Origin of the sequence: Vibrio sp. CCB-PB317 (genome assembly GCF_022808245.1) — a bacterium.
GTDB lineage: Bacteria > Pseudomonadota > Gammaproteobacteria > Enterobacterales > Vibrionaceae > Vibrio > Vibrio diabolicus.
The window spans coordinates 243,954-263,113 of the sequence record NZ_JALGNU010000002.1; the positions used below are offsets into that span (position 1 = coordinate 243,954).

At 45.2% G+C, this 19,160-nt stretch carries 12 protein-coding genes; 11 read left to right on the top strand and 1 reads right to left on the bottom strand.

Features of this window, described 5'->3' with window-relative positions; translation table 11 throughout:
- Window positions 1–316 precede the first annotated feature (316 nt).
- The 5 genes from MTR11_RS10265 (at window position 317) to MTR11_RS10285 (ending at window position 7,004) form a co-directional block, all read left to right on the top strand.
- Entirely contained in the window at window positions 317–1,588 is a 1,272-nt protein-coding gene (locus tag MTR11_RS10265; protein WP_006740823.1) for a maltoporin, read from the top strand.
- 100 nt (window positions 1,589–1,688) lie between these two features.
- Entirely contained in the window at window positions 1,689–2,498 is an 810-nt protein-coding gene (locus tag MTR11_RS10270; RefSeq protein WP_167427807.1) for a MalM family protein, read from the top strand.
- A gap of 317 nt (window positions 2,499–2,815) precedes the next feature.
- Window positions 2,816–3,322 carry a glycosidase gene (locus MTR11_RS10275; protein ID WP_243327457.1) on the top strand — a complete coding sequence of 169 codons (507 nt, stop codon included), beginning with the start codon at window positions 2,816–2,818 and terminating at the stop codon, window positions 3,320–3,322.
- Between the two features lie 120 nt (window positions 3,323–3,442).
- Window positions 3,443–5,056, top strand: coding sequence for an alpha-amylase family glycosyl hydrolase (locus MTR11_RS10280; protein ID WP_243327458.1), 1,614 nt, complete (start codon window positions 3,443–3,445; stop codon window positions 5,054–5,056).
- Window positions 5,057–5,387: 331 nt separating this feature from the next.
- Entirely contained in the window at window positions 5,388–7,004 is a 1,617-nt protein-coding gene (locus MTR11_RS10285) for an endonuclease (protein WP_243327459.1), read from the top strand.
- A 105-nt stretch (window positions 7,005–7,109) separates the two neighbouring features.
- Here MTR11_RS10285 and pulA read toward each other — a convergent pair whose 3' ends face one another.
- The gene (gene pulA, locus MTR11_RS10290) at window positions 7,110–11,099 is read right to left on the bottom strand and encodes a pullulanase-type alpha-1,6-glucosidase (protein ID WP_243327460.1); all 3,990 of its coding nucleotides are present in this window, start codon (window positions 11,097–11,099) and stop codon (window positions 7,110–7,112) included.
- A 546-nt stretch (window positions 11,100–11,645) separates the two neighbouring features.
- On the opposite strand from pulA, the gene MTR11_RS10295 reads away from it, so the two are divergent.
- The 6 genes from MTR11_RS10295 to pdxY all read left to right on the top strand — a co-directional run bounded on the left by MTR11_RS10295 (window position 11,646) and on the right by pdxY (window position 19,098).
- A complete protein-coding gene (locus MTR11_RS10295) occupies window positions 11,646–12,842 on the top strand; it encodes a tetratricopeptide repeat protein (protein WP_243327461.1) in 1,197 nt (398 codons plus the stop codon).
- 540 nt (window positions 12,843–13,382) lie between these two features.
- The gene (locus MTR11_RS10300) at window positions 13,383–13,829 is read left to right on the top strand and encodes a helix-turn-helix transcriptional regulator (RefSeq protein ID WP_031780583.1); all 447 of its coding nucleotides are present in this window, start codon (window positions 13,383–13,385) and stop codon (window positions 13,827–13,829) included.
- A 409-nt stretch (window positions 13,830–14,238) separates the two neighbouring features.
- Window positions 14,239–16,419, top strand: coding sequence for an ornithine decarboxylase SpeF (gene speF / locus MTR11_RS10305; RefSeq protein ID WP_069528156.1), 2,181 nt, complete (start codon window positions 14,239–14,241; stop codon window positions 16,417–16,419).
- Window positions 16,420–16,480: 61 nt separating this feature from the next.
- Window positions 16,481–17,791, top strand: coding sequence for a putrescine-ornithine antiporter (gene potE / locus MTR11_RS10310; RefSeq protein WP_005396773.1), 1,311 nt, complete (start codon window positions 16,481–16,483; stop codon window positions 17,789–17,791).
- A 147-nt stretch (window positions 17,792–17,938) separates the two neighbouring features.
- Entirely contained in the window at window positions 17,939–18,127 is a 189-nt protein-coding gene (locus tag MTR11_RS10315; RefSeq protein ID WP_005396772.1) for an AbrB/MazE/SpoVT family DNA-binding domain-containing protein, read from the top strand.
- A 101-nt stretch (window positions 18,128–18,228) separates the two neighbouring features.
- On the top strand, window positions 18,229–19,098 hold the full coding sequence (pdxY, locus tag MTR11_RS10320) for a pyridoxal kinase PdxY (RefSeq protein ID WP_161442662.1): 870 nt from the start codon (window positions 18,229–18,231) through the stop codon (window positions 19,096–19,098).
- Window positions 19,099–19,160: the final 62 nt, after the last annotated feature.

The following is a 19,160-nucleotide window of genomic DNA, read 5'->3' on the forward strand; positions in this document are numbered from 1 at the left end:
AGTCAAAAATATGAAATGGCTATCACTTTGTAGCGGCTCAAAACCGAATAAACTTACTAATTCCTCCCTAGATTGGTGATCTGACTCGAAAAAACACCATTCGGTAAATTTTCTACTCCCTTCTCATCCCCCCTAAATTAGTTTGGGGCGGAGGAAGTCATCCTTGTACGCCTCGGGTAATCTCATAACTGTTGAAACAAACGGGGATTCGTTCCCATCTTACCTCTCTTTCTTTAGGTGTGTTTTTACTGCCTATATTCACCTAAAAGAGTGAGCAGGGAAGACAGAATTATAAATACCCTTAATGGAGTTAAGAATGAAAAAAGTAAGTGCAATTGCTGCTGCTGTGGCTGCAACTTTAGCTGCTGGTTCTGCGTTCGCAGTGGATTTCCACGGTTACATGCGTGCTGGCGTTGGCGTGAACGCTGACGGTGGTCAACAATTAACATTCGAAAAGAACAAGATCGGTCGTCTAGGTAATGAAAGCGATATCTACGGCGAGATTCAACTAGGTAAAGAAGTTTACAACAACAACGGCAAAACGTTCTACGTAGACTCTATGGTTGCAATGACTTCTAATGGTTCAAACGACTGGGAAAGCACTTCTGCTAACTGTGGTTTGGATAACGGCGAAGTGAAATGTGTTGACGATGCACAATTCGCACTACGTCAATTCAACGTTCAAGCTAAAGGCCTACTAAACTTTGCTCCAGAAGCAACACTTTGGGCTGGTAAGCGCTACTACCAACGTCACGACATTCATATCTCTGACTTCTACTACTGGAACATCTCTGGCGCGGGCGCTGGTGTTGAAGGTATCGAAGCTGGTCCAGGTAAAGTTTCTTTCGCTTGGGTTCGTAATGACCGTGGCGATATCGCAGATCCAGGTAACGATGGCGGCGATACAAACGTTAACACTCTAGACGTACGTTATGCAGGTCTTCCTCTATGGGACAACGGTTCTCTAGAAATGGGCTTGAACTACGCAATCCTTAACGAAACTGACGCTGCGCCAAACGGCACTAAAGATGCGAAAAACGGCGTAATGTTCACAGCAGAATTGACTCAAGGTCTAGACGCTGGTTTCAACAAAACAGTGCTTCAGTACGGTACTGAAGGCTACTCAAAAACAATGGCATTCTACGGCGACGGTAGCTGGTACGGTGCAGAAGCTGATAACGGTGCATCTGGTTACCGCCTAATCAACTGGGGTGTAATCGGCATGGGTGACAGCTGGGAAATGGGTCACCAGTTAGTTTACGGTGTTGGTGAAGACATGTGGGCTGGCCAAGACAAGTGGGAAACAATGTCTGTTGTAGTTCGTCCAATGTACAAATGGGATGACAACCACAAAACTATCTTCGAAGCTGGTTACGCTATCGATGATAACGACGGCGACGAAAACAAATACGGTAAGCTAACTGTTGCTCAAGCATGGTCTGCTGGTTCTAGCTTCTGGGCTCGTCCTGAAATCCGTGTTTACGCTTCTTACCTAACGGCTGACAAAGAAGACAACTCTAACACATTTGACAACGGTCGTTCAGACGATACGTTCCAATTCGGTGTACAAGCTGAAGCTTGGTGGTAATCATCTAACCACTAAGTCCTAAATTGTCCTAGAATGATACAGCCAGAACTTATCTGGCTGTATTTATTTAAAAAACAATAAAGAGTCGAGGTAGACAGTAATGAAAAAATGGCTTGCTCCCGTACTGCTGGGCATGTTGGCTACTGGTTGTGCGTCCGTAGAACAAGTAGAGATGAGTCCAAAAGATCAGCAACAAGTGATCACTCAATCGGGTGATATTCAATGGGTAACGGTTGATGTACCTGTGGTTACTGAATTCGCTTTGACTAATAAAAGCCAAATGCTGTTGGATGGTAACAGTGCTGGCGCTATTGCAGCGTTTGCTCTTCCGGGCAACCGTGGCAGTCTCGATATCAAATTAGAGACATTCGTAAGTAAAGAACTTCAATTTTATGCTCCTAATGTCGCAGTGATGAACTCGGCAGGAGAAACCATTTACCAAGCAGATTTCTCAAAGTTTAAGTACGAACCAGCAAAACTGTTGGACAATGATAAATTCGTACTTGATCTCAATGTGATTCCAGACATGACAGGTAACGATCTGCATGTATTGGTGTACACGACTTCCGCTGATCTAAAAGGCAGTACGCAAGTTCTGCATCCTGCAAAAGCCTTCGCCATGGCGCGCCACACTCAGCCGCCAGATATTGCAGACCCTTTAGCGAAACACAGCCCACTGGGTCAGTTCCGTTTGTCGGTATCCGCAAATGATATCGTGAATACCAAGATTGTTGCGAAAAACGACAACATTCCTCAAGGTACGGATCTCACTAGCTACTACCACAGCTCAATTGAAGCGGCGGTCGCAGCGAACGATATTCCGAAAGCACTCACCTTGCTCGATGAAGCAAAAGAGCTGGGTATTGAAGGTGCGCAACAAGTGTTTGTGAAAGCCGTAAATAAAAAATAATTGAATATAAAAGGCCAGCAAAATGCTGGCCTTTTTTCATAGAATATAAACCAATAAAAATACCCCTACATAGAGTTATCTTATTCACATATTTATTTTTATTGTTTTGTTTTTTATATTGGTTAGATCAATAATTATTGACAGTTCCTAACTTATTTTTTGTATTTAGGAAATAAATAAACTTCTCGAAGTAATTTAAATTCGCAATCCGACGATATTTATTTAGCGTTTGATATTTCCATTTTAATAACGATTAATATTTCTTTTAAACGTTGAGTTTATTTTGCTTTGGATATACTAAAAAGGAATTACGTGAAATGAACATGATGAAGACCTCTCTTGCTGCTGCCCTACTTGTTGCCTTAGTGGGTTGTCAATCGACTGCAGAATCAGAAGCGGCCGCAGAGCCAGTTGTGAATATGTCTCAAGACGAAGTGGTTGCTTTCATGAAAGCGTGTGACAACCCAGATAGCACAGCGAAAGGACCAATTTCTAAACCACTGTTTGTGGTGGGTACGTTTGCGGATTCCGACTGGAAACACGTGCCTCAACGTCAATACACCTACAAAGGAAATAATTTCTACCAAGCTGTGGTTCAAGAAAAAGTAGGCTCCTACAAAATGCAGTATGCGACCGAGTTGTGGTTCCCACAATTTACCGCTAAAGGGAATCGAATGAACGTTGGTGAATTAACACCATTAACATTTGGTGGTTACGGTACAGATACTTCAGTTGATATTAAAGAAGACGGGAAATATGTCTGGAGCCTTCAATTTGAAGGAAAAGGCAAACCGCTTCATGTTATGGTAAATAAGTGTCAATAATATTCCATTCAGTTATTTAAAATCTGTTTTTATTTATTAACCCCTACATGGGAAGCATGTTGGGGTTAATTTTATTACTCAAATGTTTGTAGGTTATTTGAGTAAGTTAGGGAGAGTAAAATGCGTAACGTCCGACGTAACCATCGCCTGTATCGATCGCTGCTTGCGTTAAGTGTGATTGGTGCTTTATCTGCGTGTAATTCTTCTGGTGGTGGTGATACTAATAGCAGCACTCCGCTACCGGATACCAGTTATGCTTGCCAAGCCAATGTCATGGCGCAAAGTAACCAACTTCGTACTTATCAAATCATGGTCGAGAGTTTTGTGGATGGCGATGCGAGCATTGGTCACGGTACGGGCTATGGCACCAGTCATCATAATGGCGATTTGCAAGGGGTGATTGATTCACTTGATTACATCCAAGATTTAGGGATGAACGCGATTTGGTTGACGCCGATTTTTGAGTCTGAAGCGATCGCAGGACAAGATCACTGGGCCGATCGTTTGGATGCCACGGGATATTTTGCGACAGATTACTTTAAGATTGACCCCAAATTTGGTGATTTAGCGACCGCGAAAACTCTAGTCGAAGAAGCACACAAACGCGGCTTATACGTGTTTTTTGATGGCGTATTTGGTCATCACAAAGATGGTTTGATCAAACCATCTCCCTCCGGCTTGTTGCCAACGGGCTCGAGTAACCCCGTTGATTACCCGGCCAGTCTCGACTTCTACAAAGAGGTAGCAACGTATTGGATCAAAGAACTCAAGATTGACGGCTGGCGTTTAGATCAAGCCTATCAAGTTCCGACAGACGCTTGGACACAACTTCGTAAAGCTGTCGATGAAGCCTCGCAAGGTGTCACGTACACCAATAGCAAAGGCGAACAAGTCTATCCGTTGGGTTACATGGTGGCAGAGATTTGGAAAGGGGAGTCTGAGATCGCGAATGAGGCGTATGGATCGAACAGCGATCCAGCATTGTGCTCTGCATTTGACTTCCCGATGCGCTATCGCATCGTAGAAACTTTGGCCGTGAATGAGAGCGGCGTGGGTGGTCGCGGTGTGGATTGGCTAGACAACGGCTACAGCACACACAACCAATATCCAACGCATGCGCAACCGAATTTGATGATCGGCAACCATGATTTAGTGCGCTTTGGTGACTTGTTGCAACGCGGAAACTTGGCGGATGTGAATGATGCAGAATATTGGTTACGCCATAAAGCTGCGTTTGCCTTCCAAGCTGCCTACACTGGGCCAATCACGCTGTACTACGGCGATGAAATCGGGGATCAAGTGGATGGTTTTGCCGCAAAAGAAGACAACAACACCTGCGCCATTCAAGGTTTGTGCGATGATCACGTTGCGCGCAGCAGTGCAAAAATTGAAGGTGTGACGGCGACACTTGACGCAAACCAAGCCGATCTCAAAGCTTACGTGAAATCGCTGATGACGATGCGCAGTGCGCACCCAGCATTGTATCAGGGGTCACGCACGAATTTAGTTGCGAGTAACGGCAGTTATGTGGACTTGAAACAATCTGGTACAGACAAAGTACTGTTTGCGCTAAACACTTCGAAAAGCGCGAGAACTGTCATTCTTACTCAGGAGAGTGTTGGCACAGGTGAGTTGGTGGATTTGCTCACGAATGAAAAAATTACTCCGAGCAATAGTCAATATCAGATTCTGATGTCGCCACTACAAGGACGATTCTTTGCGGTAACACCTTAAGGAATTATCCAGAATTGATGCTCACCAGTTGAGCTGACCACAAGCTTTCTTATACACAAGCCAAGTGTTGTTGCTGACCCCCATAGGCGCACACTTGGCTTTTTTCTGTCTGTTTTACTTTTCCCTTAATGGTTTTCCAACGATGTAGCCAACAGGTTGCTTCGCTTTTTGCATTGGTGTTTGTTTTCGGCTGGTAGATATTTGTGAGATAAGCTGCACATTAAAAAGTAAATTAACACTTGTGCAACGTAAAAGTGTGACCTAAGGATTACTTATGCCTTACTAATATGTTTATCGTGTTTGGGATTTACATAACTAATGGAAAAGTATAATGAAATCCATAACGAAACCCCTCTGTCTTCTTGCTGTTATTAGCTCTCCGCTTGCATATAGCCAAATTCTCAATGGTGACTTTGAACAGTGGAATGGCACTGCGCCTACGCAGTGGTCAGTGATTGACGCTGGCATCGCGGTGTCGCCAAGCAGCGAACAAATCAAATCGGGCGGCCTGGCTGCTCAAGTCGTCGTGAATACAGGTACCCAAAGCAACACTGACCTTTTGCAAACCATTAATGTGGAGCAAGGGAAAACCTATCCGTTTTCTGTCTCGGTTTATCACACCGAAGGAAATGTAAAAGCACGTCTGGTGGTTGATGGTTATCACAATTACTCAGATCCGCAGCAGGTAAACCAGTGGCAAGAGCTGGCGCATAACTATACTGCGAGTTCGAACAAGACCATCAATGTCGGGTTGCGTTTTTATGATGAGGCCGGTTTTGACGGCTCAGAAGTTGTCTACATCGATAATTTTCAACCGACCGAGACAAGTACACAACCTCCTGTAGAAAGTTGTAGTGATCATGAAGTGCTTCTTACACTCACGACGGACAACTATGGCTCAGAAACTAGCTGGGAGTTGAAAAATAGCCAAGCGCAAGTGCTTTTCTCTGGTCAGGGGTATGAGTCGTCAACCACTGTTGAAAAGACCATGTGTTTAGCCGATGGTAACTACCAATTTACGATTCAAGACAGCTATGGCGACGGCATTTGCTGTGGCAATGGGTCGGGGTCTTACGCGTTGAAGGTGGGTGATAATACGCTTGCCTCTGGCGATGAATTTGCGAAAAGCGAAACCACCGACTTTACGTTAGGTGACTCAACCACGACCCCACCAGTGGTTGATGGTTACTACCAAGCGGCGTCTGGCAAGACGGGCTACGCTCTAAAAACGGCGCTGTTTAACATCATCAACAACCACACTAGCCGAGGTTATTCTGCGGTGTGGACCTTGGTAAAAGATGCTGATATTGATCGCTATTACGAAAATGATGGCTCTATTCTCGATATGTATTCAGAGAAACCTGCGGGCAGTGATGCTATCAGCTTCACGAAAGTGACAGACCAATGTGGTCAATATAGCCAAGAAGGGGATTGCTACAACCGTGAACACTCGTTCCCGAAAAGCTGGTTTGGCGGTAAAGTTGAACCGATGAACTCAGATGGTCACCATTTGTTTGCGACCGATGGCTATGTGAATGCGAAGCGCAGTAACTGGCCATTTGGTGAAGTTGCCACCGCGACGTACGTGTCTAGTAATGGTTCTAAACTTGGTCAAGCAAGTACTAGCCTAGGTTATTCCGGTACGGTGTTTGAGCCGATCGATGAGTTCAAAGGCGACTTTGCTCGTGCCTATTTCTACATAGCAACCCGCTATGAAAATGTTGTAGGTAACTGGGAAGGCAATTCAAGCAATGCGGATGCTGTCCTTGATGGTTCAAGTTCAACAGTTTTTGAACCTTGGATGTTAAACATGCTGAAGCGTTGGCACAAAAATGATCCCGTTAGTGAAAAAGAACAAAACCGCAATCAACAAGTGTTTGAGTTTCAGGGCAATCGCAATCCATTCGTTGATCACCCAGAGTTTGTTGAACAGATTTGGGGAAACTAACACCTTCTTGATTTTGGTATCCACCATTTAGTGATAGTGACACCAACAAAACAAAGGGGAAGCGCGATGCTTCCCCTTTTTCATTACGGATGTTTTTAAATGAAACTAGTTTTTCGTTACCGTCACGATTGGCGCCGACTTGTCAGCCGCGTTGAAGTGGAAGTTGTAATTTCCCGCTTCTGCAATCGCAATTTTGAGGTTTGCACTACCGCCACCGACTTCCATCGTTAGCGCTTTACCAAGCTCAACACTGCCTTCGCCACCGAAGTTGGTGTCTGCTGCCCAGTCTGCGCTCGCAACTTTCATCTCGTAGTTGCCCGCCGCTAGGTCAATGTCTAGCGAGTAAACGTCATTTGCTACATAGCTGAACTTCGCAGTGGAGTCTTGCGCTGGAGTATCCCATGTGGTGATAGTGCCACGTAGGTAAAGTGCTGTTTCACCGAACGTTGGTGCATCTGCTGACTTCGTCACTGAAACGACAGGTTTTTCTACGCTTTCATCTTGAACATGTAACGCGTTCAGAGTGAAGTTGTACTTACCAGTTTCAGCGACAGACAACGTACAGTTTCCCGCAGAGCCTAAGTCTAGTGAGCCAGAAGCCAAATCCGCAGCATCACAACCGATGTTTGGATTTGCCCATCCTGAATCCGCAAATTTGAACTCGTGTTCACCAGCTTCAAGAACGCCAGTTACAGAGTACATGCCATTGCCAATAAAGGTCATCGCCCAGTCACTGCTATCTGACCACTCGTTCATGGTGCCTTTGACGTAAACCACGGTTTCGCCGTAAGGAGGAATGCTCGATACGTCTTTGTTATCCGTGTTTACTGGTAGGCCAGCACCTTGCGCGCCGTCTTGTGGCTGTACGAATACCGCTGTTGTCAGTGCTGGTACTGTGAATGTTTCATTGGCGAAGCTTGCACCTTTCACGATGTCATCCGCAGAGTTTTGTTGAACTTCATGCAGCTCGAAACCAGTTGCGCCAGCAACTTTGAAAGATTTCTCAGTTGATGTTGAGTTAACAACGGCCACGATCGCATCGTAGTTCGAATCCAAATCGGCACCTGCTGATGTGCCATCGTCGATAGACATCACAATCAAGCCTTCTACTTGGTCTTGGCCCACGTTGCGGAAATCAACACGATTCATCACTTCTTGCGCAGTGTCTAAGCGGAACAGTTCGCTTGTACTTCGGATTTTTAGTAGCTCTAGGAATTGTTGCTTCGTCAGCTCGATGTCCGTTGAGTCTGGTTTCGCCGTGCTGTCACCGACGATGGTTTTGATCAACTCCCAGTTTGCACCGTCTTTGTCTTCACGTGGTAGACCAACGTTCCAGTTATTGTCGCTTCCATCGAAGAATACACGGTTGAACCAGTCACCAGAATCGTACGAGTCACGCTGCATTGACTTAGAGCGCAATAGCTCAGAACCCATGTGAATGAACGGAATACCTTGACCTAGCATCACCGTTGATAGTGACACAGACTGCATTCGTGCGCGCTCAGCAGATGAAGTACCTGTCGCAATCTTGTAAGCGTTGTTGTCCCACAGCGTTTGGTTATCGTGCTTAGACACGTAGGAAATGTTCTCTGATGGCACTTTTGTGTAGCCTGCTGGAGCACCATTGTAATCAACATTCTTACCAAGTTTGGTTTCGCCTTTGTAATCCAGAAGGACGTAGTCAGCTAAGTTACCAGCCATACCTAGACGAACCAGATCTTGGTTGTGTAGGCGGCCATTCACAGATTCTGCATCAGTTTTAGTTTCTTCGTTCGGGTAAGCAGCGTTACCAAAGCCTTGGTTGAAGCGAAGTGGGTGCTTACCTTCTGAATCTACACCGCCATCAAACGGGCTTCCGCCACGAACTGCGTCACGTAGACGATCAGAGAAAGTACCGATTTCTGTCCCCGCCATGTTGACTTGTGTTGCTTGATCGAAGCGAGCGTTTTGCGCGACTTCACCGAAGTCCCAGCCTTCGCCGTAGAATAAAGTATTCGGATCAATTTCACGGACTTTTTCAAGTGCGTAGACCATGACATCTTTCGGCTGGTGGCCCATAAGGTCAAAACGGAAACCATCGACTTTATAGTCATCCGCCCACACCATCAATGAGTCAACCATCAGTTTACCCATCATTAGGTTTTCGGTGGCGGTGTTATCACAACAGGTTGAGTTTTCTACGCCGCCAGTGTTGACGTTTAGGCGGTGGTAGTACCCAGGGACAATTTTATCCAGTACTGATTTTTCGTTCACACCGGATGCATTCGTGTGGTTGTACACGACGTCCATGACCAGTTTCAGATCCATTTTATGCGTCGCTTGCACCATTTCGCGGAACTCAAGGATACGTTTAGACCCGTTAGGATCGGTCGCATAACTGCCTTCTGGTACAGTGTAGTGGTATGGGTCGTAACCCCAGTTGAAGCTGTCTAGCATGCGAAGATCGTTCATCAACGCTTGTGCTTTGCCCGTTGTTGGGTCGTAGCTATTTAATACCTCTTCAATCACTTTGCCATCATCTTCGGTCTCACAAATGGAGGCTTCTGGCTTGATGCCACAAAGTTTACCCACGGTGTCGGTGATATCGACTCGCTGGTCAGCGTCTTCATCCACGGTTGCAATATCAAATGCTGGCAGGATATGTAGCGTTGTTAGGCCAGCATCTTTTAAAGCTTGTAAGTGAGATACAGACTCACGCTCAGGTTCTGTAAGCGCCAGATATTTGCCATCAAGACTTGGTGTGCCTTTGCTGTCGTTAAAGCTGAAATCACGAATGTGTGACTCGTAAAGGACGTGGTCTTCGTCTTTTTTAACCGTTGGGCGTGCGTAGTTTTTCCAATCTTGAGGCATTAAGCTTGGATCATCTAAATCAACCACTTGCGAGTATCGTGAATTCTTAGACAAGCTCATTGAATATGGGTCTGTTACCAAACGCGTTTCAACGACCCCAGTTGTAGGGTGGTACACCTTAACTTGGTAGCGATAGTATTTGTTAACAACATTACTTTGTGCCTCAGAAGCCCAGATACCTGTTGCTGGATCTTCTGTCATTGCAACGGTAGCTTCTTCCGCTAAGTTTTCATCGTAGATTATCAGATCAACATCTTGAGCAGTTGGCGCCCATAGCTTGAAGGTTGCAGCACCGCCTTCCACAATCGCGCCGAGCTCTTGACCAATCGCGTTACCTGCCTTGGAATCGGCAAATACTGCATCAAGAACCCCCGGCTTTTGCACTTCAGTTGCAGAAATGACGTCACCATTTGCGTTGTAAGCTACCATAACGATTTGTGACTTCAGGATCGTGCGTAGGGTCGCGTCATCGACATCAATGCCTGCAGCTTGGAGGCTAGCAAGGTGACGGAAGCGTGATTTCAGACCATCAGATAAATCACCTGCTTTCGTCAACTCAACCGCCGTGCCACCGGAGATTTGCTTGTCTTCATCCATTTTAATGTCGTTGCTGAGGCTGTAGAACAGCTTCATGGAATCCGCATTGGCCGCCGCTTCCCACGCGATGGTGTTGGCATCTAGCCAATGCGCTTTTTGACCATCAATATCAACAGGGCGTTCTTCGATTGGCTCGTAGTAAAGCTCACTGCTGCCGTGGAAGCCAAACAACCCTTTAGATTCGCCGATTTTCGTCAGCTCTACTTTTGAGTTTGCACTGCCGAATGCTTTCTCATCACCTTTGTGCAGAATGAAGTTCATGCATTCGTGTGGGTCAGAGGCATCTGGGTTCACTTTCAGTACGTAATAAGCACCGTAGGTGTCGTTGATGCCATCGAATGGATGCGGTGCCGACCAATCCGTTCCTGTGCCAGGAATGCCCATTGCGTCTAAATCTGTGCTGGTACAGCCTTCACCGTTCCACAGGTGCAAGCCCCAACCTTCGTAGTCGCTGGCCGTTGAAGCGGACGCCACGTCGCGTTTGTAATAAATGACGACCTCGTTCTCTCCCGCAGGGTACAAGCCTGAGCCTGGGTTCGTCGTATCTTCGTTCGTGCTATCACTACCACAACCGCTGATGACTGCGACGGAAATCAAAGGCAGTACGGTTTTGGCAATTGTTGATAATTTAAATGTCTTATTGTCCACGTTTACAAATCCATTGTTATTGAATTGATATTGAGCTGCGCGCTGCCTTCGCTGACTCAGTCATCAAGAAGGTTTCGCACACGCTAGAAAGGCAGATGCCGAAAAAGGAAATGTTCAACTAGATGCTAATACACTGAATCATCAGCAAAATGTGAGAGCAGGCAGTTAAGTTTTTTACAAGTGAAAATTTTCTGTCACAGTCGATTCTGTTCACAAATTAAATAATAAAACAGACGCATAGTGAGAGCTTCTGCACATCATTAAAATGTAAATTTTTATAGGAGGAGCAAGGGGGGATGATAGGGGAGGAGAATATCTCAGCCCCAAAACCGTGATTAAGTTCTATAAAAATCGCAGTGATATTTTTTAATTAAAAATAAGTTGCAGTGATATTGCATAAAATACCGCCATTAAGTATTGGCAAGCTTCAGATTTTCGCTAAGTGGTCGTTATATAATGAAGGTAGTCGGCGTTATGTCGGCGCGTAATCTTAAGATTTCCCTGAGAGGGAGATGAATTGGGCCCTGAAACCAAAAGAGGCTATTTATGAGTAGTATGGGCATTGCCATTGCGGCAACTGGCCTTTCACTCGTCCTGATATTTGTGTGGATGATCTCGTTGTCGATGCGGAAACAGAGACTCGAGGCAGAGAGGAAAGCTCGCGAAGCCGCTTATCGAAAGGCGATGCAAAAAGCGCGAGAGCAAGAGCGTAAAGAGCGTGAGTTCAAAGCAGAAACCGGGCATATCCCCACCATTTTATTTCTAGCGAAAGAAGCCGAGAAGGACAACATTCGTCAAGCGCTGTATTGGTATGATAAAGCCGCTAAGTTGGACAACGTGACGGGAATGTACGGTATTGTTCGCTTGAGTGAGCGCATGCGTGAAGATGTGATTTTAAAAGAGCAGGCAAACTTTTGGCGTACCGCCATTGCCGGAATGGAAGGGGATACCGAAGCAAAATTTGCGACAGGCAAAGCATTGGTTTTTGGTCGCGGAACGGAAAAAAATATTCCCAAAGGTAACCAACTGATTGAAACCGCAGCCGAGGAAGGTTGCATTGATGCCATGCTTTACATGGGTGAGTGGCAACTTTCACCAGACAATAGTGCAGGACGCAGTGCAGATGCACTTTATTGGTTTATGAAAGCGGCTGAAAAAGACAGTGCGGACGGAAAGATCCAAGTTGGCTTATGTTACCTAAATGGTGTTGGTACAGAAAAAAGCATGGTCAAAGGCTGCTATTGGCTTGAAAGGGCCGCAGAAGGTGGCAGCGCCGAGGCGATGTATCATGCTGGCGAAGCGTGGAAGGACAAAGGTAAAACAGGCAATGCGATTGCTTATGTTTGGCTGTTTCTTGCTGCCAATATGGGGTATCAGCCAGCGCGTACGTTGCGTGACGAAGTGGCGACCAATATTGGTGTTGACGTCGTCGTTGGATTGCAATCTATAGCGAAACCGTTGCAAAGGAAGCTGGCGTCAGGGATGGTAAGAAAGCATTCCATTATTCGGGCGCTGAACAAGGTGTACAAACGCGAAGCGTATTTTCCTGCAGAGGAGGAGCTTAACGCGGTGTTGAGTGACGAAAATAAAGACGATGCTAACGCATGGGATGAAGCATCGGCGCCGAACTTCCAGCCTGACATGACGACCGCAACGACGGAGGGACAGACAACTACAGCGTCCACCGAAAAAAAGCTCTCTAAAGAGGCGCTCGATTTCACGCAGAATTTCCTTCAACCATAATTTATCTTATCCATAAGCCTCATAATTGAGGCTTTTCTTTTGTCTTTCTGTCTCAGTATCTCTGTCGATCACAATTACAGACTGTAAACTTATCTAAGCGACTTATTTACTGGATTGCATACTATTTGTTCGATTTTTCAACACATTTTTAATGCTTCGCTAAGGCGGGATATGTTTATCTTCAAATAGAGGGATTTCCCTCTTTATCTACTTCTCCTGTTGGGCTCAAATCAAGTCTCTTCAATTGATAGTAATAATGATTGAAGAGCAATACTTGATGCCCAGAGTAATAGGTGAATAGTATTCATTACTTTATCTAATAATGTAAATTAAAAATTGTATTATAAATCTTAAATTGTGTTTTTATATTTAGGCATGGATTATTGATTTTATAATTAATTAGGCGCAAGATGACATACAAAATAAAATAGCATAGATAATATGCAGAATTACACTAGGAAGTAACTTTTTCATTACATGTTTCAGCAGAAATGGAGCGAATTAGTTTGCTCTGTTTTTATTTCTATTAGAGATTTGTGTATGTTGAGAATCATTAGTGCAGATAAATTCATCTCTTCAAGATTTATCTTAGAGTACAGTAAGGCTGAGTTCGCTTCTTTATTAGGCGTTTCCGTTGCTAAGATAAGTAATATTGAAAGTGGAAAATCTTCAATCCCCCCGGTGTACGATTACGCCATTAATTATTTACTTAGTGAGCATCCTTTTAAAGATAGTGCTGTTGACGCTTTATGCTCTCACGAAACGTTAAACTTTGCTCGGCGTATTGACGTCAACACCAAAGTAAAGCGCCTGTCCTGCAAGCGCTGCGATAGCCGAAGGCTGCACGTTATGGCAGGAATGAGTGGGTTGTATTTTGTTGAGTGTATGGATTGTAAACATACCATGTACTCGTCAGGCATGTCTGTAAAGCGTTATCAGCAATGGTCGAATGGTGGAGTCAAGCTAGATAGTCATTTATTCAATTAAGTTGTTTTTTCTTTATATCCAAAGTAAAGAGCCATCAATACATGTGTTGATGGCTCTTTTATTATGTGTTTAAATTTGGTTAAAAGTGGAGTGTTTTAAACTGCAATAATATAATTTAACTTATTATATAGTGATGGAAATCTCAAAACTTTATTTTCTTATAATAACCTTCTTTTTAATAATGGGCGTTGTCACATAATTATTGAAGGTTCTTTCCTTTTAGGTGCGTTTCAATATCATTGAGATAGAAACTGGAAAGTGATGAAAGTCTCTAAATTTTAATTCGATAAAATAAGTCTTTTAAATATGAAAATTTAATCACGAAATTTGTAATCTGAATTTTAAATAAATATTTCGTTTGTAATATCTGTCCTTGTCATTTTTAAAGAACAAAAAAGAGATATTTCAAATGAAACGTTTAATTATAGGTGTTAGTAATTACATGCCTGAAGACTTTAGCTTATTAGCTGAATCTTTAGATGAACAATTTAATCGTCACTTGCTGCCTTTAGAACAAGTTGAATTAACCGACGTTGGTGCAGCTATTATTACGTCAGCAGACATTAAAGCGGGTCTGCACAGAATGATTTCGGAAACAGGGTACGGAATTCCTGTTTTCTTAGTGACCGATGAAACTCCAGTTTCGGCAGAAGATTACGTTTGGTTAACGGGGGTTATTGATTTAGAAAGACAATCTATCGATTACTACTGCCGTCAAATTAATGAAGCCGTGACTAAATATGAGTGTCGTCTGCTCCCTCCTTTCTTCAAGCAATTAACGCACTACGTTGAGATGGGTAACTCGGCGTTTGACTGTCCAGGGCACCAAGGTGGTCAGTTCTTCAAAAAACACCCTGCTGGTAAACAATTCTACGATTTCTTTGGCGAAAACCTATTCCGTAGCGACTTGTGTAACGCGGACGTGGACTTAGGTGACTTACTGATCCACGAAGGTTCTGCACACCAAGCGCAAGCACACGCTGCAAAAGTATTTAACGCTGACAAAACTTACTTCGTACTTAACGGTACTTCTGCTTCAAATAAAGTGGTGTGTAATGCGCTAGTAACTGAAGGTGATTTGGTATTGTTCGACCGCAATAACCACAAGTCGAATCACCACGGCGCGTTAATCCAAGCGGGTGGTATGCCAGTTTATCTAGAAACGGCGCGTAACCCTTGGGGCTTCATTGGTGGTATGGATGAGCACTGTTTCGATGAAGAGTATATTCGTGCTCAAATCGCGAAAGTATCTCCAGAGCGTGCACGAGATGAACGTCCGTTCCGCCTGGCCATCATCCAGTTGGGGACTTACGACGGTACAATTTATAACGCTCGTTACGTCATGGATAAGATCGGCCACCTTTGTGACTACATCTTGTTTGACTCGGCATGGGTAGGCTATGAGCAGTTCATCCCTATGATGAAAGACTGTTCGCCACTGCTACTGGATCTGAAACCAGATGATGCGGGTGTGATCGTGACTCAGTCTGTTCACAAGCAACAAGCTGGCTTCTCTCAAACGTCGCAAATCCACAAAAAAGACCGCCATATCAAAGGCCAAGCTCGTTACTGCAATCACAAACGCTTTAACAACGCGTTTATGATGCACGCATCGACATCTCCTTTCTATGCGTTGTTTGCTGCATTGGATGTGAACGCGAAGATCCACGATGGTGAAGCAGGCTTACGTTTATGGAGCGACGCAGTTAAGACAGGTATCGAAGCGCGTAAAGAAATTCTCAAAAGTTGTGAGTTAATTCGTCCGTTCATTCCAAATGAAATTGAAGGTCAACCTTGGGGCAGCTACGACACTGATGTGATCGCGACCAACAAGAAGTTCTTCATGTTCGAGCCAGATGCAAACTGGCACAAGTTTGAAGGTTATGGCGAAGGTCAATACTTTGTTGACCCATGTAAATTGTTGCTAACCACGGCAGGTATTGCAGAAGACGGCAGCTACGCAGATTTCGGTATTCCGGCAACGCTATTGGCGAACTTCCTTCGAGAAAACGGCATCATCCCTGAGAAGTGTGACTTGAACTCCATCTTGTTCCTACTCACTCCTGCTGAAGATATGGGTAAGATCCGTCACCTTGTCGCGCAAATCAACCGATTTGAAAAATTCATTCGTGATGATGCACCTCTCAGTATCGTGCTACCAGGCGTCTACGAAGCGAACAAAGAGCGCTACCGTGGTTACACCATCCGTCAGCTATGTCAGGAAATGCATGACATGTACAAAGAGCTGAACGTGAAACAGCTACAAAAAGCGATGTTCCGCAGTGAATACTTCCCACAAATGGTTCACAAACCAGACGTGGCAACACGTAAATACTTCCGCGGTGAATGCGATTACCTACCACTTAAAGAGGCCGTCGGCCGCGTAGCCGCCGAAGGTGCACTGCCTTACCCTCCAGGCATTATCTGTGTGATCACTGGTGAAATCTGGACTCAACAGGTGGTGGATTACTTCTTATCTCTAGAAGAAGGCATCAACCGATTCCCAGGCTTCGCGCCAGAAATTCAAGGTGTGTACCTTGAAGATGTCGACGGTCGCACTACCGCACATTGCTATGTCCTAAAAGATTAATCTACCCGTTCGCACCACGCTCCGGCGTCGGTGCGAACCGCTTATTCGTGGAGAATAATTTATGAGTACTGAAACTAAAAAAATGTCGGTGGTGCAGTTAACCATTTTGACGTTCATCAACATGGCTGGCTCCGGTATCATTATGCTGCCAAGTAAACTGGCGCAAGTGGGCACCATTTCTGTGTTATCTTGGCTGATCACGGCAGCGGGCTCTTTGGCGTTGGCTTATGTGTTTGCAAAATGTGGTCGCTTTAGTAAACGTGACGGCGGTATGAACGGTTACGCGTCTTACGCATTCGGTAAATCGGGTGCGTTTATGGCGGGCTGGACTTACGGTTTGTCGCTCCTTATTGCGAATATTGCGATAGCGATTACCTGTGTGGGTTACGGCTCCGCATTTTTTGAAGTGACCCTATCTCCGGTCGAAACCTGTTTGTACACCATCGCCATTCTTTGGATTTGTACTTTCGCTAACTTCGGTGGTGCGAAAATTACAGGTCAAATCGGCACCTTCACGGTATGGGGTGTGATCCTACCGGTATGTTCGCTAGGTATTGTTGGTTGGTTCTGGTTTAACCCAACCATGTACATCGAAGCTTGGAACCCACACCACCTGCCATTTGGTGAAGCTGTGAGCGCTTCTATTGCCATGACACTATGGGCGTTTCTTGGTCTTGAATCGGCTTGTGCGAACTCTGAAGCAGTAGAAAACCCAGAGAAGAACGTACCAATCGCAGTATTGGGCGGTACGTTGATTGCTGCGGTGGTTTACATTGTATCGACAAACATCTGTTCTGGTATCGTTGCAAACTCTGAGCTTGCCGCTTCTACCGCGCCATTCTCAACCGTATGGTCTGTGATGCTTGGCTCAGCAGCAGGTAAAGCGGTTGCTGGTATGGCGGTATTGGCTTGTGCGGGTTCTCTATTAGGTTGGCAGTTCACTATCGCGTCAGTGTTCAAATCATCTTCTGATGCGGGCTTCTTCCCTAAATTGTTCTCTCAAGTGGACAAACGTGGTACGCCAATCAAAGGTATGGTGGCCATCACGGTTATCCAATCGGTGCTGTCTTTAATGACTATTTCTCCAACGCTGAACGAGCAGTTCGAAGCGCTGGTTAACCTAGCGGTAGTAACGAACGTAATTCCTTACATCCTATGTATGGGCGCAATTTTCATCATGCAGCAAGTGGCGCACGTGCCAGAGCGCGAGATGAAAACCACCAACATTATCGCTCTGATTGGTTCCCTATACAGCTTCTACGCGCTATATGGTTCTGGCTACGAAGCGATGATGTGGGGCTCAATCGTCACCTTCCTAGGCTGGAGTGCTTACGGTCTGATTGCTGCCAAGCATGAGCCTTTAGCAAATTAAAAAATAATAATGAAAGAGCCTTCCCAAACGCGGTGTGGAAGGCTCTTTGTTTTTAGGCGCTTATGCCAAGCCCAAGTCAGAACAAGGCTCTTGGGAATAAATATCCAATGATGTGAAAACTCATTTTCGACATTTGGAGGACGAAAGATGATAAGTCAACCTGTTAAAATCGGTGACGATACCGCCGTAGTCATTCCAAGCGTAATCCTGACTCAACTCGGGATAAGGGAAGGAGATACCCTAGAAATCGCACTGAATAAAGACAAAATGGAAATCAAGAAGATGGTGTTGAAAACCAGCGCTCCAACTTACTCTGAAGAAGTTAACGAGAATTGAGTTAGAGAATCTTGGTTTGTCGGATACACTACTGGTTTCGCAAAACTGGCGCTTGCCGCTGTCTTTGAACTATCGATAACAACAATAAGAGGTAAGGTACTATGCAAGGTATCCTCTCTATACAATCTCATGTTTCTTTTGGTCATGCTGGTAACAGCAGTGCCGTTTTCCCAATGCAACGCATGGGCTTCGAAGTATGGCCGATTCATACCGTTCAATTTTCTAACCACACGCAGTATCAAGAAGGTTGGACTGGGCGAGCGTTTGCGGCTGAAGACATTAGCGAATTAGTTTGTGGTCTTAGTAACATCGGTGCATTGGAAAAGTGCCAAGCGGTGTTGACGGGCTACCAAGGCAGCGCAGAGCAGTGCCTTGCTGTTGAAGAAACCGTGACGAAGGTGAAGCAAGCGAACCCGAAGGCACTTTATGTTTGCGACCCTGTGATGGGCGCGCCAGACAAAGGCTGCATTGTAGCTCCGGGTATTGCTGAAAATCTTCTGACTCGTTTGATGCCAATGGCGGACGTGATCGTGCCTAACCAGTTCGAGCTAAGCCAATTTTCAGAGATGGAAATCCACTCACTAGACGATGCGATCACCGCATGCCAACGTGCACTAGCGAAAGGTCCAAAAATAGTGCTAGTGAAGCACCTTTACTGCCTAGAGAATGGCAGCTTCAACATGTTACTGGCAACGCAAGAAGGCATTTACTTAGCGAAGCGTCCTCAGTTTGAGTTTGCCAAACAGCCTGTGGGTGTGGGTGATCTTATCTCGGCTATCTTCACCGCTGGATTATTGAAGGGGTGGTCTCCTAAGCAAGCTTTCCAACACTGCCATGACGCGTGCTACGGGGTATTAAGCGCCACTTACCATGCAGGGGAGTGGGAGCTGCAAACTATCGCGGCACAGCAAGAGTTTGTTGAGCCAAGTAAGCATTTCTCAATTGAAGAGGTGGCTCTGGCCACCGCGTAATTGAGCGCAAATAATTAGTATATAAAAAAGGGGAGCCATCATCGGCTCCCCTTTCTATTTAT

What these genes read in the sequence shown, in the direction of transcription:
- MTR11_RS10265 (WP_006740823.1), top strand. Translation starts at nt 317, where the DNA reads ATGAAAAAAGTAAGTGCAATTGCTGCTGCTGTGGCTGCAACTTTAGCT.
- MTR11_RS10270 (WP_167427807.1), top strand. Translation starts at nt 1,689, where the DNA reads ATGAAAAAATGGCTTGCTCCCGTACTGCTGGGCATGTTGGCTACTGGT.
- MTR11_RS10275 (WP_243327457.1), top strand. Translation starts at nt 2,816, where the DNA reads ATGAACATGATGAAGACCTCTCTTGCTGCTGCCCTACTTGTTGCCTTA.
- MTR11_RS10280 (WP_243327458.1), top strand. Translation starts at nt 3,443, where the DNA reads ATGCGTAACGTCCGACGTAACCATCGCCTGTATCGATCGCTGCTTGCG.
- MTR11_RS10285 (WP_243327459.1), top strand. Translation starts at nt 5,388, where the DNA reads ATGAAATCCATAACGAAACCCCTCTGTCTTCTTGCTGTTATTAGCTCT.
- MTR11_RS10295 (WP_243327461.1), top strand. Translation starts at nt 11,646, where the DNA reads ATGAGTAGTATGGGCATTGCCATTGCGGCAACTGGCCTTTCACTCGTC.
- MTR11_RS10300 (WP_031780583.1), top strand. Translation starts at nt 13,383, where the DNA reads ATGTTGAGAATCATTAGTGCAGATAAATTCATCTCTTCAAGATTTATC.
- speF (WP_069528156.1), top strand. Translation starts at nt 14,239, where the DNA reads ATGAAACGTTTAATTATAGGTGTTAGTAATTACATGCCTGAAGACTTT.
- potE (WP_005396773.1), top strand. Translation starts at nt 16,481, where the DNA reads ATGAGTACTGAAACTAAAAAAATGTCGGTGGTGCAGTTAACCATTTTG.
- MTR11_RS10315 (WP_005396772.1), top strand. Translation starts at nt 17,939, where the DNA reads ATGATAAGTCAACCTGTTAAAATCGGTGACGATACCGCCGTAGTCATT.
- pdxY (WP_161442662.1), top strand. Translation starts at nt 18,229, where the DNA reads ATGCAAGGTATCCTCTCTATACAATCTCATGTTTCTTTTGGTCATGCT.